The 16,550-nt window shown below is 45.5% G+C and carries 13 protein-coding genes; 5 read left to right on the top strand and 8 right to left on the bottom strand.

What is annotated here, in order from left to right:
* Positions 1-19 precede the first annotated feature (19 nt).
* Positions 20-1,189: a tRNA pseudouridine(13) synthase TruD gene (gene truD, locus MN210_RS10810; protein WP_338412201.1), complete on the bottom strand. Its 1,170-nt coding sequence runs from the start codon at positions 1,187-1,189 to the stop codon at positions 20-22.
* Between the two features lie 133 nt (positions 1,190-1,322).
* On the opposite strand from truD, the gene MN210_RS10805 reads away from it, so the two are divergent.
* Positions 1,323-1,922 (top strand): GNAT family N-acetyltransferase, encoded by a 600-nt coding sequence (locus tag MN210_RS10805; protein ID WP_241878550.1) that lies wholly within the window; start codon positions 1,323-1,325, stop codon positions 1,920-1,922.
* A 40-nt stretch (positions 1,923-1,962) separates the two neighbouring features.
* Here MN210_RS10805 and MN210_RS10800 read toward each other — a convergent pair whose 3' ends face one another.
* The 4 genes from MN210_RS10800 to lon form a co-directional block, all read right to left on the bottom strand.
* Positions 1,963-3,198 (bottom strand): regulatory protein RecX, encoded by a 1,236-nt coding sequence (locus MN210_RS10800; protein WP_338412200.1) that lies wholly within the window; start codon positions 3,196-3,198, stop codon positions 1,963-1,965.
* A gap of 146 nt (positions 3,199-3,344) precedes the next feature.
* Entirely contained in the window at positions 3,345-4,394 is a 1,050-nt protein-coding gene (gene recA / locus MN210_RS10795; RefSeq protein WP_011961195.1) for a recombinase RecA, read from the bottom strand.
* A gap of 521 nt (positions 4,395-4,915) precedes the next feature.
* Positions 4,916-5,467 carry a superoxide dismutase family protein gene (locus MN210_RS10790; protein ID WP_011961194.1) on the bottom strand — a complete coding sequence of 184 codons (552 nt, stop codon included), beginning with the start codon at positions 5,465-5,467 and terminating at the stop codon, positions 4,916-4,918.
* Between the two features lie 245 nt (positions 5,468-5,712).
* Positions 5,713-8,292: an endopeptidase La gene (gene lon / locus MN210_RS10785; protein ID WP_338412199.1), complete on the bottom strand. Its 2,580-nt coding sequence runs from the start codon at positions 8,290-8,292 to the stop codon at positions 5,713-5,715.
* 498 nt (positions 8,293-8,790) lie between these two features.
* Between lon and MN210_RS10780 the strand changes: the two genes are divergently transcribed.
* The gene (locus MN210_RS10780) at positions 8,791-10,185 is read left to right on the top strand and encodes a Na+/H+ antiporter family protein (RefSeq protein ID WP_338412198.1); all 1,395 of its coding nucleotides are present in this window, start codon (positions 8,791-8,793) and stop codon (positions 10,183-10,185) included.
* Positions 10,186-10,320: 135 nt separating this feature from the next.
* On the opposite strand, the gene MN210_RS10775 is transcribed toward MN210_RS10780, so the two are convergent.
* Both MN210_RS10775 and MN210_RS10770 read right to left on the bottom strand, forming a co-directional pair.
* Entirely contained in the window at positions 10,321-10,620 is a 300-nt protein-coding gene (locus tag MN210_RS10775) for a hypothetical protein (protein ID WP_338412197.1), read from the bottom strand.
* A gap of 9 nt (positions 10,621-10,629) precedes the next feature.
* On the bottom strand, positions 10,630-11,244 hold the full coding sequence (locus tag MN210_RS10770) for a 5-formyltetrahydrofolate cyclo-ligase (protein ID WP_110816970.1): 615 nt from the start codon (positions 11,242-11,244) through the stop codon (positions 10,630-10,632).
* Positions 11,245-11,430: 186 nt separating this feature from the next.
* Here MN210_RS10770 and fumC point away from each other — a divergent pair, with 186 nt between their 5' ends.
* From fumC to MN210_RS10755, 3 genes are all read left to right on the top strand, one after another.
* Positions 11,431-12,819: a class II fumarate hydratase gene (gene fumC, locus MN210_RS10765; protein WP_110816969.1), complete on the top strand. Its 1,389-nt coding sequence runs from the start codon at positions 11,431-11,433 to the stop codon at positions 12,817-12,819.
* A gap of 390 nt (positions 12,820-13,209) precedes the next feature.
* A complete protein-coding gene (locus MN210_RS10760) occupies positions 13,210-13,641 on the top strand; it encodes an ACP-like domain-containing protein (protein ID WP_241878546.1) in 432 nt (143 codons plus the stop codon).
* A 241-nt stretch (positions 13,642-13,882) separates the two neighbouring features.
* Complete coding sequence (locus MN210_RS10755; RefSeq protein ID WP_011961187.1) at positions 13,883-14,815, top strand: lysozyme inhibitor LprI family protein; 933 nt, start codon at positions 13,883-13,885, stop codon at positions 14,813-14,815.
* 197 nt (positions 14,816-15,012) lie between these two features.
* On the opposite strand, the gene MN210_RS10750 is transcribed toward MN210_RS10755, so the two are convergent.
* Entirely contained in the window at positions 15,013-16,473 is a 1,461-nt protein-coding gene (locus MN210_RS10750; RefSeq protein WP_338412196.1) for a lytic murein transglycosylase, read from the bottom strand.
* Positions 16,474-16,550 lie beyond the last annotated feature (77 nt).

The raw sequence follows: 16,550 nt of genomic DNA, 5'->3' as shown, positions 1-16,550 counted from the left end.
GGTCTACTTGCCGCGGTTGCTATTTTAAATGAGTTACCAAAGCTGACAGTACGCTGGTGGCAAAGGTGCCGGTGGGTAAGGTAAATTGCAGCACCAAACTTGGCTTATCCGCTTGCTCTGTTGTCCATGACCAGCTGAAATCACTCACTGCTAAGCGGGTTGCGCGGCGCATGGTTTTTAACTGTTTTTTCTCAAGGCCTTGAGCCAGTCTTTGTAACACAGCATCTTGACTCACCACTTTATCTTCTAAGGCTTTTGCAGCCTCGCTGACTTTGTCATTTTTGATGCCCCACAATGGCGCAGTTGGGTGAATATCGCCACTGGCCAGCCGCTGGTGTATCTCTTGATCAATCTGCTCAACACAAAACACAGACCCCGAACCATCCAGATTAAACACATCGCCGTCTATGGCAGTATTCCAGCCTCCCAGCTGAACTCTGGCTGAGACGATTTGATTAAAAATAGCGCTGCGGGCTGAGGAGAGTAATAAAGATTGCGCATCACGGCTTTTTTTTGGATGAGGCGGACGGCCATTTATTGTGCCCTGTTCAAACCACTCCAAAGCGCTGACAATGTTGTTGCCCTGCCTGCCAAAGCGCTGCTCACCAAAGTAGTTGGGCACCCCTTCTTTGCTGATAAGCGTTAGGATCTCATCAACTGTAGCAGGGGCAGCTGCCACCTTAGGGTTGAGCTCAATATCGGTTAAGCGAATGACAAATCTATTGGCCTTGTGCGTACCGCGATTGAGCTTTTTGCTGTGCCAGGTTTGCTGTCGTACTTCTATCGATTCGGTGGCAGTGGTCAAGTGCGCTTTGGCAAATTCATCAAAGCTTATATCAGGCAGCTTGCCTTTGGGTAGACGCAAGCTAAACCACTGGGTGGTCACTGCATGACGATCTTTTAGCCCAGAGTAACCCACATCCCGACTGGGTATCTTGGCCCATTTAGCAAGCTGATCGGCCACAAAGCTGGTATTCATGGCGGTCTTTTTAATCAATAGCCACAAATGCTCCCCTTCACCAGACAGACCAACTTCCAGCAGCTCATCTACCTGAAAGTATTCAGGGGACTGCTTAAAACAGGCGCTTAATATAGGGGCAGGCAGGGGCTGAGCTAGGCATTGACTGCTGGTCAGATGCTTGATTTGATCGGAAGTAATTTCAGGTAACAGAGGCGTAGCGGAAGTCATAAGCGGCTCAAATGATAAAATGATTTTGGAAAATAGGGGTAAATAACTGCGATAATAACATGTTTACTTGCCTGCTTAATTTTTGGTTTAATAGCTTAACGCGTTATTTTACTCAGCCTTTGGAGAATGAGTCATGCCAAGCCCCAATGTTTTTTTGCGTCAAGCCACCCTAGAGGATAGTGAGGCTTTACTGCGTCTGTTAAATCAATGCTATCGCGATGATGTGGGATGGACCAATGAAGCACATTTGGTGGGCGGTATTCGAACCACAGTGGCTGAAATTGAAAAGGTAATTAATACCCCTCGGCATTATTTATTTGTTTTTCCTCAAGTCACCGAAGGCAAGGAAACTGGGGATATTTTAGGCTGTATTGCTGTTGATTTTGGCCAGGCAGATAACCGCGAGCACAGCAGCCAAAATAATGATGCTTATATTGGTATGTTTGCAGTTCATTGTGACTTACAAGGTCGGGGCGTTGGCAATCAGATTCTGCAAGCGGCTGAGACCTTTGCCGGTCGGCATTTAAAATCAGAAGATACGCAAGGCAACGCCAGATTAACCATGAGCATTTTGAGCCAACGCCCCGAGCTGCTGGCTTACTATCAGCGCCGAGGCTATGTGTTAACTGGTAAGAGTATGCCGTTTCCTGTAGATGGCAATAATGGTGAGCCCAAAGTTGAGGGGCTACAATTGCTTGAACTAGAAAAGAGGCTATCTGCCATAGGCTATTAGACACACCAAGGCTTGGCTTATCACGGCAACAGATTTGACTTTAAAACCGCTCATCAAGTGTTTGTAGGTTATATTTAATCGCCTCAAAACAAATACCAGGCTTAAAGCCGCGGTATTGTAAGAATCGAAGCTGACGCGCTTTTATTTTTTGGTCAGTGGGAATCTCATCGCCATATTTTTTGACCCGGGCTTCAACGGCCAAACGCAGCCAGTCGACGCATTCTACCAATGTATTGTCTGACAACACATCGACAAACTCTTCGTTATCCGCCATCGCCATATCAATCAGTTCATCGATGTTCGCAGGCACCTCAACTTTGCGTTTATAAAAGTCATTCTTGATCCGAACACGGCCGCGGCCTTTACGAATGCCTTCACGGATCAGCATGAGCGCTGTGCGGTGGTCGCTTTGATAGCCTTTATCTTTAAACTCTTGTAAAAGGGCTTCTATTTTTTTGGGGTCTTGCTCTTTATCGAGCAATTTTTGGCGCAGCTCTCCTGCAGAGTGTTCGCGTCTAGACAGATAATAAAAAGCCAGCCAGCGCAGCCGACTTTCCGCTTTTATCTCCTCTTTTTCTGCTTGACGTTGCTCAGGTGTTCTTAGGTAAGCTTTTAGCGCAGCAGGTAGATTATCTATGCCTAAGTCATCGGTTATGAGGGCATTATCTGCAGAAGAATCATCAGAGTAGGACTGGAATGTGGATACCGATGCCTCAGCCAAGGGGACCAGAGCGTCTGTTTGCTGTTGGGCTTCGGCCTTCACCTGTGCCAATAAGCTTTTAATACTATTGGGGTCGACTTCTTTGATGGGCTCAGCCAGCTGGGTTTTTGGCTGATAAGGGGCGGCCGGATGGAATGTTTTGTTTTTACGCTGTTTAGGCTGAGCCGATAGCTTGTGTGCAGTGTCTGGTAATACATCTACTTGATTATCACTGCCAACATCAGTGTGAAACTCATCGGTATGGTCTGGTTTATTTCCTAAGCTTGGTTTTTTGGCATAAGAGCGTTTGCGGTACGAGGGTTTCGCCGCCTTAGAATGCTGTGAGGGTTTGGAGAGTTTAGAGCGCTTAGCGTCAAGCCGCTGCGGCTGACAATCTTGCAGCGTATCTACCGCACAATCATTGGTATTACCGGCAGAGCTGGTCTGTGCCCGTGATGTTGTCTGGTGCGCGCTGTTTTTTGACTTTGCTTGCCCCGATTTTGACTGACGTTGAGTGGATTTCTTATCACCAGTCTCGTTTTCTGCCAAAATCTGAGCTAAGGTTTTTATCTGCATAATATTGTCTAATAAGACCTCATAGAGTAAATAGCCTTAAATAAAAAGGTAGGGGCTTAATATAGTTATCAAAGCCACCTACCCATTAAATCAAAGCGTCAAATCACAAACCAGATCGCTACACAGTATAGCGACTTAAGCCAAGGCTATTCGACTTCAGATTCAGGCTCAACCTCATCTACAGCTTCAGCCCCTTTTTCTGGCTCTACCGCCAGCTTTTCGGCACGGATTTTGGCTTCAATCTCTTCAGCAATGGCGGGATTGTCTTTTAAGAACAACACTGAGTTGGCTTTACCTTGCCCAATTTTTTCATCGCCATAGCTGTACCATGCACCGGCCTTACCGACCACGCCAATCTCAACCCCTAAGTCGATCACTTCAGCCAAGTGGTTGGTGCCTTCACCATAAGTAATCTCAAACTCAGCTTGACGAAATGGTGGCGCCATTTTGTTTTTAATAACTTTAACACGGGTTTGGTTACCAATGATTTCATCACCGCTTTTCACCGCGCCAATACGGCGAATATCTAGACGTACTGAGGCGTAGAATTTAAGGGCATTACCACCGGTTGTGGTTTCAGGCGAACCGAACATAACCCCAATTTTCATACGAATTTGGTTAATAAAGATAACCATACAGTTTGAGCGTTTGGCGTTACCGGTGATTTTACGTAGCGCCTGACTCATTAGACGCGCCTGCAAGCCCATGTGGCTGTCACCCATCTCACCTTCAATCTCCGCACGCGGGGTAAGGGCAGCGACCGAGTCAATAACAATCATGTCTAATGCGCCTGAACGCACCAGCATGTCGGTAATCTCAAGCGCTTGCTCACCATTATCAGGCTGAGACACCAATAAGTCATCAGTATTTACCCCAAGTTTACGGGCATAGATGGGATCTAAAGCGTGTTCGGCATCGATAAAGGCACAAGTACCGCCTTGTTTTTGACACTCAGCAATGGCTTGCAAGGTCAATGTGGTTTTACCTGAGCTTTCTGGGCCATAAATCTCAATAATACGACCTTTTGGCAAACCGCCAATACCTAAAGCAATATCTAAGCCAAGTGAGCCGGTAGAGACCACGTCCACATCCAGCGTGGCTGAGTTATCGCCCAAATGCATGATGGTGTTTTTACCAAATTGTTTTTCGATTTGGCCTAAGGCTGCTTTTAACGCTTTGGCTTTATTGTCATCCATAATGATGTCCTAATTAAATGATTTTAAAAGAGTATATTATTTAATAATAAATGGTGAGTTAAGAGGGGAAAACGGCAGTTCGACCCAGTATATCGCTTAATTGACCTATTAACAGAACTAATTAGTAAAACGCTAACAGTATATATCAGTTAATGTGCAATAAAGGAGGTTAAGACAAAAAGTTTATCCGCTTATAAGGCAATAAGCACGTGATGATTAGGTCGATACACACCGCTTTTGTATACGGTAAGTATAACAAATTATCGCTCACTTAATAGAGTCGCTCTCATACTATACGACAGGTAGTGTCGTATAGTATGAGAGCGACTAACCTCATTGATTTATGCGTGCAAAACACCCGTATATAAGGGCCTAAGCGAGTGGATATAAGACAGATCAAATCAAAAAAACCAGCGGCGTCAACACAAATTAGATTTGTATTAAACACCGCTGGTTTTTTAATCAACTATCGACTATTAACTATATGCTGTTAAAAGCGAGTCAACCTAGTACTTCTCGATCTAGTACTTCTCGATAATGCCACAAGCGATACGAGCACCGGCATTACCCGCAGGCTGGCTGACATAATCATCTACACCGCCATGAACGATAAAGGCACGACGATAGACACTATTATCGCCTTGCATCGCTACAGAGATGTCTTTTTTGACAAAATTCATGGAGGCCACACCATTGGCATCAGCAGTCAAGTTGGGTAGGTCGCCTGCATGGTTCTCTGCACCCATAGGGTTGCCATGCAACTTATGGTAAGGGTTAAAATGACCACCGGCCGCTTTACCCATATCGGCACAGCTGCCCGTCTCATGAATGTGCATCGCAACGGTGGCGCCTGGTGTCAAGCCTTGTAGCTTACCAAAGACTTGAACGCCGCCGGCCACAGGACGTAAGAACATATCACCTATGTGCTTATTGCTGCCATCTGTGGTCATAATTTGTGATTTTAAAACCGGTTGGGCTTCATCAGGCACGCTTTGTTTAGTAGGGGTGCTCTGACACGCACTTAATGCTAAAGCTGAGGCTAAAAGGGTAGAGGCTGTGAATAAGGTTTTCATTATTAAACTCCAAAAATTATGGTGAAAAGTCAGACATCCCTGTCTTAGAATAAATGAGTGACAATACTGAGTATAACTTTATCTCTACAGAAACAATTATGCCAAGCGTTGCAATACGTTATGATATGTAAATAGCGTAAATAATCGTGAAAGCTTGAGGAATAAAAAAGGCCGTCCAAGTTAATTGGACGGCGTTTTTTACGTCAATGATTTGATAGACGGCGGTGGCTAAGCCCGCCTTTAGATTAGCTGCGTAGTGCTGGCTCAGCTTTGGTCGTGTCTACCGCCACCTTAACTTTATTGGGAGCCAGTGGCTTTGGCATCTCAACCAAGGCCGCCTGAAGCACCTCATCAATGGTAGATACCGGCTGGATGGTCAAGCCCTCTTTAACATTATCTGGAATCTCAACCAGATCACGCTCGTTAGAGGCTGGGATTAGCACGTGCTTGATACCACCACGGTGAGCCGCTAATAGCTTCTCTTTAAGGCCACCAATGCGCAGTACTTTGCCACGTAAGGTCACCTCGCCTGTCATAGCGATGTCTGGGCGGATGGCAATGCCAGTCATCGCAGACACTAGGGCGGTGGTCAAGGCAATACCGGCTGACGGACCATCTTTTGGTGTGGCACCTTCTGGCATATGTACGTGCACATCTTTTGACTTAAAGGTCTCGTAGTCAATGCCAATCATCTCCCCACGGGCACGCACCACACTCATCGCAGCACGAATAGACTCTTTCATCACATCACCCAGTGATCCGGTATACACAAAGTCGCCTTTACCGGGCATAGTGATGGTCTCAATGGTGAGTAACTCACCGCCCACGCTGGTCCAAGCTAGGCCAGTGACACGGCCCACTTCAGGCGCTTCTTCTGCCAGACCAAAGTCGTATTGATGCACGCCTAAGTAGTCGCTGATGTTATCGGCATCTACCACAACGGTCTCAATCTTGGTCTTTTTGGTCGGCTTAGCGCCATATTTCTCAATAGACTCGCGTACCACCTTACGGCAAATCTTGTTGACCTCACGCTCAAGATTACGCACACCAGCTTCACGGGTATAACGCTGAACGATGCTGTGCAAAGCTTCTGGCACAATTTCAATCTCGTCATTTTTTAGCCCGTTTTGCTTAATGGCCTTGGGCACCAAGTACTTCTCAGCGATGTTGATTTTTTCGTCTTCCGTGTAGCCTGGCAGACGAATTACCTCCATACGGTCGAGCAGGGCAGATGGAATGTCCATGCTGTTGGCGGTACAGATAAACATCACTTGCGATAAGTCCAAGTCTAAATCTAGATAGTGGTCGTTAAACTTATCGTTCTGTGAGGGGTCAAGTACTTCAAGCAGTGCTGAGGCTGGATCACCACGGAAGTCTTGCGCCATTTTGTCGATTTCATCAAGCAAAAATAGCGGGTTTTTTACCTCAACTTTGGCCAGTGACTGGACAATTTTACCCGGCATAGCCCCGATGTAAGTACGGCGGTGACCACGGATTTCTGCCTCATCACGCACGCCGCCTAAGGCCATACGCACAAATTTACGGCCAGTGGCTCGGGCAATCGATTCACCCAGTGAGGTTTTACCCACACCTGGAGGACCTACCAGACAAAGAATGGGACCACGTAGCTTTTTGACCCGTGATTGAACGGCCAGATATTCTAAGATGCGGTCTTTGACATCTTGTAGACCATAGTGGTCCGCATCAAGCACTTCTTCTGCCTTATCAAGCTTGATAGATACCTTACTGGCTTTGTTCCAGGGGGTATCTAAGATCCAGTCGATGTAGTTGCGCACCACTGAGGATTCACTTGACGCCGGCGGCATCATTTTAAGCTTCTTAAACTCTTGCTCCGCTTTTTTGCGCACATCTTCAGGCAGGTCAGCTTCTTTTAAGCGGGCCTCTAGCTCTTCAAGATCATCTTCACTGTCAAAAGAGCCATCACTGATTTCAGAAAGCTCATTTTTGATGGCTTTCATCTTCTCGTTTAAATAGTACTCGCGCTGGTTGCTCTCCATTTGACGGCGAACCGCATCTTGGATTTCTTGCTCAATCGACTGCTCAGCACTTTGCTTGGCCAAATACTCAGTGATGGTATTAATGTGCAGCGCGATGTCGTCTTTTTCGAGTAATTGCTGTTTGGCCTCAAGATCCATAGAGACACGAGTGGCGATAAAATACACCAGCTCTAATAAGTGATCGATGCGTTCAGAGACGCGGATTAATTCGCGGCTATTGCGCAGGCGAGCTTCAGCGTAGTTAGCGAACAGCTGACGCAGTGCCTCTAAGGTGTTTTTTTGCTGCGACTCATTCATCGTCAAGGTAATGGCGCTATAGGTATAGTCACCCACAAGCATTCCATCGTCTTGTTCGGTTACCTTATCTAAGCGCACGCGGTTTTCGCCTTCAATAAGCACCTTAATACAGTTTTCATCACTGTCGTGTGGCATGGTGCTTACGATACGGCACACCGTACCATACTGATATAGGTTCTCTTGATGGATGTCTTCGCTCAGCGAATCCTTTTGGGCCACGACCAATACTTGGTCATCATGGCTTTTTTTAGCGGCGTTAATGGCTTTAATAGAGGGGTCACGACCGACAAACAAGGCAATTTGCATGTGCGGATAAACCACCACGTCACGCAGCGCAAGCAAAGGTAGCGAGCTGGCTTCTTGGTCAATACTCAGTGCCACATCCGTCGGCTCAAAATCTGTCACTACGTCAGACTCTTGAGCATCGGCTGTAGAATCAACTTCGTTATCGATGTTGTCTTCAAATTGCTGCTCAAAATCACTGTCATAGTTGTTATCGGATTTACTCATATTTTTTCCTTATCGTGTGACACAACCCATTTTTAGGGAAGTTTTTTATGCTATGACTAATTAAATGGTGGTGACTGAGTATAATTGCAAGCTTATTTTGCAGCTTAAGGCCAGCTTAAGCGACCTGCCGCATAAAAATCGGGTAGAATAGACAGTTTGTAACGCTATATTTGCGCACAGGTTACTTATAAATATACGCTTTTTTAATGGCAGGTTTAAAGCTAATTTACCCTTAATTGAAAAAATAATCAGCAACGTTCCGTTCAGAGGGCGGGGATAACTGTGTGCTGAGCTTGACTGTTTTTTTATTTATAGCGTCGATAGGGCTAAGATATAAGGGCTAAGACATATCAAACCAATAGCCGGCGCAAGAGAGTAATAACGCAAGATATGGGGTTGGCGCGTAACGTTTTAAATTATGATGTTGGAATACTGACAGACACTCAATCAAGGTATGCGTCGTGGGGCAGATCACAGGCCATATCTAGGGGATAGATTATGATAAATGCGGTATTGTTGGCAGTGGTAGTCATGCTTGGGCTATCCGTGGCTCGGGTACACGTGGTACTGAGCTTGCTGATTGGAGCCATGGTGGGCGGACTGGTGGGCGGATTGGGCGTGGATGCCACACTAGCGGCTTTTCAAGAAGGGATAAAAAATGGTGCCCAAATTGCACTGTCTTATGCCTTGCTAGGCGCTTTTGCGGTGGCTATTGCCCATTCAGGACTGCCACAGTCGCTGTCAAATGGGGTGATTAACCGCATTAACAATCAACAAACTGGCAGCAGCATCTCCTCTATTAAGTGGCTGCTGTTCTTGGGTTTGGTATTGATGAGTGTGTTTAGTCAAAACCTCATTCCCATTCACATCGCCTTTATTCCTCTGATTATTCCGCCTTTGTTAGGTGTGTTTAATCGTCTACAAGTGGACAGACGCTTGCTGGCATGTCTGATGAGCTTTGGCTTGGTCACCACTTATATGTTTATTCCTTATGGGTTTGGTGAGATTTACTTGGACCAAATCATGCTAAAAAACGTGGGAGAGGCGGGGCTGAATGTCGAGAATATTTCGGTCATGCATGCCATGGCCATACCTGCACTGGGTATGTTGACCGGCCTGTTGATAGCGGTGTTTTTTAGCTATCGTAAGCCGCGTAGCTATGCAATGACAGCCGATGTCACCGCTATGACAAACAATAGCATCAGTGCCAATAACGGTGTACCAAGTGGCCATCAAGATACCCTAACCAATGTGGCCGCCAATGCCATTGTGCCCAGCCGTGGTAAGACCCTTGTTGCGCTACTGGCCATTATCACCGCCTTTGTGGTGCAGTTATACACTGAGTCTTTGTTATTGGGCTCGCTGTTTGGCTTTGGGATATTTATGGCAACCGGTGTGGTTAAGTGGAATGAAGCCGACAGCGTGTTTAATGACGGTATTAAGCTGATGGCAATGATTGGTTTTATCATGATTACCGCGCAAGGTTTCGCTGAGGTAATGAAGGCCACCGATCAGATTGCACCGCTTGTCGATGGCGCCACCAGTCTGTTTGCCGGCAATAAGGGTATCGCAGCCTTTATCATGTTATTAATTGGTTTGGTTGTCACCATGGGTATTGGCTCGTCCTTTTCGACCATTCCTATTATTGCTGCCATTTATGTGCCGCTTTGTATCTCGCTGGGCTTCTCGCCGCTTGCCACAGTGGCCATTGTCGGTACGGCCGGCGCGCTGGGAGATGCCGGTTCACCTGCTTCAGACTCAACCCTAGGTCCTACCTCGGGCCTGAGTGTCGATGGCCAGCACGATCATATTAAAGACAGTGTGATTCCCACCTTTTTGCACTTTAATATTCCGCTGCTTATCTTTGGCTGGATTGCAGCGATGGTGCTGTAATTAAGCGCTTAATTAGTCGTTTAATACATTGCTTAATCGATCATGCTCAAAAAAAGCGAGGCTAGGTATCTGCCTCGCTTTTTTGTTTTTTAAGCCTCGGAAAATAGCTTGAATTAGGGCATGGCGGACTCTTATTTAATCCTCAAACTTGTTAATCTCACCGGTTAGATACCCCAAAAAATCATCGCCATTACTCATCAAGGCTTTGAGTTTATCGGGATTGACCAGCCGCGCCAGCTCATCTTCAGTAAATAGCTGCTCCTCAGGTGACAGTTGGCGCCGCTGGGCTGCTCGACTGCTGTTTTCTAGTGTTTGTAGATAGATATCAACATTATCAGCGACACTGTCAGCCACATTGTCTGTACTAGAGTTTTCTTTTTCCAAGTCTAAAGGGCTGGGGTCAAAATTTTTATCATCGGGCATATTATTGCTCATGGGCATCCCTTATGAAAACCAACGTAATTTTTTAGGGGTGATTAACGCATTCAAGGGCACATCCCATGGCTGCCTCTCAAGCTGATCCACTACCTGAAACTCATATGCCCAGCCGACACGCAGCGGATGACGGCGATGGTTTTTTGAGCTGCTGTAGTGATATGACGTGGCAAGCGTGGTGTCATAAAAGCCGCCACCCATACCCATGCGATTGCCTTGTTCATCAGCGGCGACCAGCGGACACAGTATCAAATCTAATTGGTCGGCAGTTAACAAATGGCGACTTTTGGATTCTTTCATACCAAAGCTGTGGCGGACGGTGGCAAGGTTGGCCAATTTGCTTCGATAAATAGGTGCAAATCGGATCTGTCTGTTGCCGCGGCCTAGCGTATTAATCACCGGCAGGTAGGCCTGATAGCCCATACGCTGGCACCATGTTAACAACGGCTGGGTGGGTAGCTCACCAAAGTCATCGATATAAATACCGACTTTAGCGCCTTTAGGCAGGCGAGGGGTCAGCTTCGACAGATGATGGCTGGCAAGGGTACCGGCACTACGGCGCTGCTGCTCAGATAAGGCGCGGCGCTTACGGTTAATTTCACGGCGAGAGGGTATATTGGTCATAGTTTGGTTTATAATAGTTGGGGTCAAAAGGTGAAATGCGTTTAGCAGTGAGTCATGCTATCATAATTGCGCTGTATTTGATTGAAGCCTGCCGCATAAGCAAGCTTAATAAGCCATGTCATGCATTTTATAATTAGTAACACCATAAAAATTCTTTTAGATTTTATATAAAAAACAGGAGACATTATGTCAACTCGTATAGAAAAAGATACCATGGGCAACGTGGAAGTACCAAGTGATGCGTATTGGGGTGCTCAAACTCAGCGCAGCCGTGAAAACTTCAAAATTGGTGGCGAAACCCTACCTCGTCCAATGATTGAAGCTATGGCACTGGTAAAAAAAGCTGCAGCCATTACCAACGCAAGTCTTGGCCGTATCGAAGAGAGTCAACGTGACCTAATTATCCAAGCGGCAGATGAGGTCATCAATGGCGGCTTAACAGATCAGTTCCCACTTGTGGTGTGGCAAACTGGCTCAGGCACTCAGTCAAACATGAACATGAACGAAGTACTGGCTAACCGTGCCAACGAAATCGCTGGCAACCCACGTGGTACTTACAAGCCTGTCCATCCAAACGACCATGTAAACCATGCTCAATCTACCAACGATAGCTTCCCAACGGCTATTCGTGTGGCGGCAGCACGTCAAATCAACAGCCTGCTCATCCCAGCGGTTAAAGCACTACGCGATACTTTGGATAAAAAAGCCAAAGAATTTGACAGCATTGTTAAAATTGGCCGTACTCATTTACAAGACGCCACACCATTGACTTTAGGCCAAGAGTTCAGCGGTTATGTGAGCCAACTTGACCATGCTCTAGTGCGTATTGAGAACGCTCTAGATGGTCTATATCAGCTGCCTCTAGGCGGTACTGCAGTCGGTACCGGTCTAAACTCGCACCCAGATTATGCGGTAAAAGCTGCTGAGCAATTATCAGAGCTAACTGGCCTACCATTTGTCACCTCTCCAAACAAATTCGAAGCACTAGCGGCTCGTGATGCCGAAGTATTTGCTTCAGGCGCTTTAAAAACGCTAGCTGCCAGCTTAAACAAAATTGCAAACGATGTGCGTTGGTTGGCCTCTGGTCCTCGCTGTGGTCTTGGCGAATTAACCATTCCTGAAAATGAGCCAGGCTCATCTATCATGCCAGGTAAAGTAAACCCCACTCAGTCAGAAGCGATGACTATGGTTGTGGCGCAGGTTATGGGTAACGATGTCACCATCAGTATGGCGGGTGCCTCAGGTAACTTTGAGCTAAACGTATTTAAGCCAGTCATTGCTTATAACTTATTACAATCTATCAAACTACTAGGCGATGCGTGCAACAGCTTCAATGACAACTGTGCGGTAGGTATCGAGCCTGTTAAAGAAAAAATCGATGACTTCCTACATAACTCATTGATGCTAGTGACCTCACTAAACCGTCATGTCGGCTATGAAAATGCGGCTAAAATTGCAAAAACCGCTTACAAAGAAAACAAAACTTTGAAGCAAGTCGCGGTTGAATTAGAGCTGTTAACCGAAGCGCAATTCGATGAGTGGGTTATCCCTGCAGATATGGTTCATCCTAAATAAGTTTTATCCCTATTTAGGCGTCAACCATTGACGTTAATACGCGTAATGTATACTCAAAAGACCTTATCATATAGATGGTAGGGTCTTTTTTTTGATGAGACAAAAAATGAATAGTTGGCAAATTTTGAGCGACAGCAACAGTATGTCAATAAAAAATGAGTAAAACGCTACATATATTGTTATGTTATAACAAAACAATATATTAAGATTACGCTGCACCAACAGCTGTCAAAAAATAATAGGTTTATCATATAACTACAGTCCAAATGTTGATAATAAACGTTATAACTCAGTGCTGTTAAAGGCCATAAACATATAATATTTAATCATTTGGATGTCAGGATGGGCTTTCCGTCTTGTTTATTGTGCCAATTATAAAAGGTGTTTTTTATGAAAAAATTAACGACAGTATTATCCTCTGCAGCTATTCTATCGGCCGCATTAAGCTCAGGCTCAGCCTTGGCCTATTCTGAACAAGTGATGGATGCCGCAACCAGCCATGATACTGCAATTAAGGTAAGACAAGTCAACTATAGCTGCCAAAATAACGCTAAAGTGAGCGTAACTTATGGCTTTAATAAACAGAATTTACCCACTTATGCTTCAGCCTATTTAAACGGCAAAGACAGATTTTTACCGATCAATCTCGCGCGCACCGATAAGGTTGATACCGTCTTTGGTGATGAAGACAACTTTAGCATTATGAGTGGGGCATTAAGCTTAAATAATTACCACAAATCAAGCATTAACGTACAGGATGCCAGCAGCAAAATCGTCTATAAAGGCTGTCATGTCAAATCAGTAAAGAAAATTAAAGGCTAAGCCTACCGCGCCATATATACAGTCGTTGTAGAATGCGTGGTTTGACTCAAATCAAAAAGACCCTGCTATAGATTGGTAGGGTCTTTTTTTTTTGGACGGGTAGGCCAGCTATTTTTATAATCTAAACTAAATACACTATTTCTAAATTTGACTATTTTTGTTACTATAATCTTATCACAATGTTACTTTGAATTTATTAATGTGTCTTCAGATTAAGTAGAGGCCAAATTAGGAATAGCCCATGCAAAAAAATCTATTGAAAATGGCTGTATTAAGCACAGTATTGGCCGTTGTCGGCTGTGATAAAGTCTCGGAAAAAATTGCAGGTAAAAGTAAGATTGAGTGCTCCGACCCAGATGCGAAAAATCTGGTCATTGATTCTATGCAAAAGGCGATTAACTCTAGCGCTAAGGGATATGCGTCATCTTTTGAAAAACCCACTTCAGGCTCTAGTATTCGAGCGGGCATTAATCAGATTAAAATGAACTTAGATCACATCAGAACCTCTCAAGATGATCCGCAGAGTACCAAAAACTTCTGTAAAGGCACCTTGACGGTGACACTACCTGCTAAGCTGATTCAAAACGCAGATATTACCCGAGAATATAATGGCGAGGTGGATGTACAAGAAGATGCCTACCAGCAGGACATTGAGCTTGATGCCAATAAGATTGACTATGAAATGGAGTACTCCGTACAGCCCACAGATGATGGTGAGGTTATCTTTGTGGAGTCTCAAAATGGCAGCGATTTGGCCATGTTCTTAGCGTATGTCTTGGTAGATGCCGATCAAAAAAACCATGTGAAAGGCAAAAAAGTCGTAGAAGCCAAGCAAGAGGCTAAAAAAGTATCTGAAACACAAAGTGCGGCTGATAAAGCTGCTGCCGCCGCTGCCAGTGCCATGGCTGCCACAGCTGCAGAGCAAGCTAAAGTAAAAGCTGAGATGGATTATAAACGCAGTGAATTTAATAAACTGTGGGGCAAAGCCTCTAAAGAAGCACAAGACTCTTTAGAGTATGATCAAAAAGATTGGGTAGAGTGGCGTGATGAGGTTTGTGTGGATGAAGCTCGAAGTGCCGAGCCTGCGCGTCAAGAGATTGTACGCATGCAATGTATCACCCGTCTACTCAGTGAGCGTTATTATGAAGTCAAAGAGTACTTCGATAATTATTAAAAAAGTACTTCGATAACTATTAATTGGTAGCTAAGTCGTGACAGGTCTTGATGGGCCACACCTAATAACACCGCCAATTAATAACACTGACAATACAAAATGCCAGGCTTAAACTCGCCTGGCATTTTGCTATTCATATTCCAACATCAATCAACCTATTTCATTAACAACCAACGAAACTCAAAAACGTGTCGCCATTAGCGTTTGCGTCTACTCACCAGTGCAATGACCAGCACAATAAACAGGCCTATCAAGATGGCCGTTAGGCTTTTAATTTGCAGCAACTTACTCAGACCCGACTTGGTTTCGCTGATTTTTTTGCTGGCACTGTGGGCATTGCCGGTAGCCAATTGATCATCATCGGCTGTATGCTGCGCCTCATCAGCGGGCTCACTTCCATGCTGCGGCATATTGGCGGTAATGTTCATCAAATGCTGATGGATTTTTTTACCGGCTCTGCCATCGGGGGTTAAGCCATTATCGGTCTGATATTGCTGAATGGCGCGGCGGGTACCATCACCGATGATGCCATCAACTTCGCCAATATCATAACCCAATAAATTAAGCGCCTGCTGCAGCTCTCGAGACTGTTTACGGCTTAAGCCTGGATCATCAGTTGGCCAAGGCGTAGCAAAGTCCACATCGGTGTTTTGCTGCTCAATACGATCAGACAAATGAGCAATGGCTAATGCATAGTTCTCAGAAGCATTGTAGGCATAAAACGCATCGAAATTACGACCGACTAAGAAAGCGGGGCCATTTTTGCCGGCGGGTAACAACAAGCCAGCATTGCTGAGTGAATCAGGCAGCTCACTGCCATCGACCAAGGTAATGCCTAAGTTGCGCCAATGCGAAATGGGCTGTTTGTTTTTGCGATCATTGCTGGCATTGATATTGGCTGGTAAGCGCACCTCATAGCCCCAAGGTTGTCCAGACTGATAGCCACTGTTTTTTAAGAAGTTGGCGGTGGAGGCTAGGGCATCGGCTTGGCTATTGACCAAGTCTTTTCGGCCATCACCATCGAAGTCTTGTGCCAGTTGCAAGAAGGTTGAGGGCATAAATTGGGTCTGCCCAAATGCACCCGCCCAAGAGCCTTTAAAATCATTGGGGGCAATGTCGCCTTGCTTTAAGATTTTTAGGGCGCTGACATATTCACTGCGAAAATAGCTTTGGCGGCGACCAAAGCAAGATAAGGTAGCCAAGGACTGCACCACCTCTTTTTTGCCAAGGGTAGTTCCAAAGTCAGATTCAACGCCCCACACGCCAAGCACATCGTAACGGTTGACACCGTATTGCGCTTCAATACGTGCTAAGACATCGGCATAACGCTCACTGGCCGCAATGCCATCGATAACCCGCTCTTCGTCTACCAAGCTTGCCAGATAATCCCAAGGCTCTTTTTGAAATTCAGGTTGATAATCGAGCGACTCTAACACGCTAGGGTCGCCTTGTGCCGGGCGATACTGAGCCAAAGTGTCTTTAACACTGGCAAAAGCTGAGGACTGGCTCAGATTATCTAAACACACATTAAACTGGTTGTTATCCAGAGTGGGTAACGGCTTTTGCTCAGCATAACTGGTAGGTGCAATAAAAACTAGGCTGGCAAGCCCTAGTGTGGATAATACAGGCAACACAGCAGATAACTTAGTGGATGACATGGCAACAGGCTCAGTAGTAATAAAATCTAAACCTATATATTAGCAGATAAGCTACCATTTGAAACAAAGAGTTTCAG

The organism is Psychrobacter raelei (assembly GCF_022631235.3).
In the GTDB taxonomy this organism is placed as follows: domain Bacteria; phylum Pseudomonadota; class Gammaproteobacteria; order Pseudomonadales; family Moraxellaceae; genus Psychrobacter; species Psychrobacter raelei.
The sequence above is the reverse complement of the archived record's forward strand: the minus strand, read 5'-3'. Positions and strand labels throughout refer to the sequence as shown.

What these genes read in the sequence shown, in the direction of transcription:
- MN210_RS10755 (WP_011961187.1), top strand. Translation starts at nt 13,883, where the DNA reads ATGCAAAAAAATCTATTGAAAATGGCTGTATTAAGCACAGTATTGGCC.
- MN210_RS10790 (WP_011961194.1), bottom strand. Translation starts at nt 5,467, where the DNA reads ATGAAAACCTTATTCACAGCCTCTACCCTTTTAGCCTCAGCTTTAGCA.
- MN210_RS10805 (WP_241878550.1), top strand. Translation starts at nt 1,323, where the DNA reads ATGCCAAGCCCCAATGTTTTTTTGCGTCAAGCCACCCTAGAGGATAGT.
- fumC (WP_110816969.1), top strand. Translation starts at nt 11,431, where the DNA reads ATGTCAACTCGTATAGAAAAAGATACCATGGGCAACGTGGAAGTACCA.
- lon (WP_338412199.1), bottom strand. Translation starts at nt 8,292, where the DNA reads ATGAGTAAATCCGATAACAACTATGACAGTGATTTTGAGCAGCAATTT.
- MN210_RS10775 (WP_338412197.1), bottom strand. Translation starts at nt 10,620, where the DNA reads ATGAGCAATAATATGCCCGATGATAAAAATTTTGACCCCAGCCCTTTA.
- MN210_RS10800 (WP_338412200.1), bottom strand. Translation starts at nt 3,198, where the DNA reads ATGCAGATAAAAACCTTAGCTCAGATTTTGGCAGAAAACGAGACTGGT.
- MN210_RS10780 (WP_338412198.1), top strand. Translation starts at nt 8,791, where the DNA reads ATGATAAATGCGGTATTGTTGGCAGTGGTAGTCATGCTTGGGCTATCC.
- MN210_RS10770 (WP_110816970.1), bottom strand. Translation starts at nt 11,244, where the DNA reads ATGACCAATATACCCTCTCGCCGTGAAATTAACCGTAAGCGCCGCGCC.
- recA (WP_011961195.1), bottom strand. Translation starts at nt 4,394, where the DNA reads ATGGATGACAATAAAGCCAAAGCGTTAAAAGCAGCCTTAGGCCAAATC.
- MN210_RS10760 (WP_241878546.1), top strand. Translation starts at nt 13,210, where the DNA reads ATGAAAAAATTAACGACAGTATTATCCTCTGCAGCTATTCTATCGGCC.
- MN210_RS10750 (WP_338412196.1), bottom strand. Translation starts at nt 16,473, where the DNA reads ATGTCATCCACTAAGTTATCTGCTGTGTTGCCTGTATTATCCACACTA.
- truD (WP_338412201.1), bottom strand. Translation starts at nt 1,189, where the DNA reads ATGACTTCCGCTACGCCTCTGTTACCTGAAATTACTTCCGATCAAATC.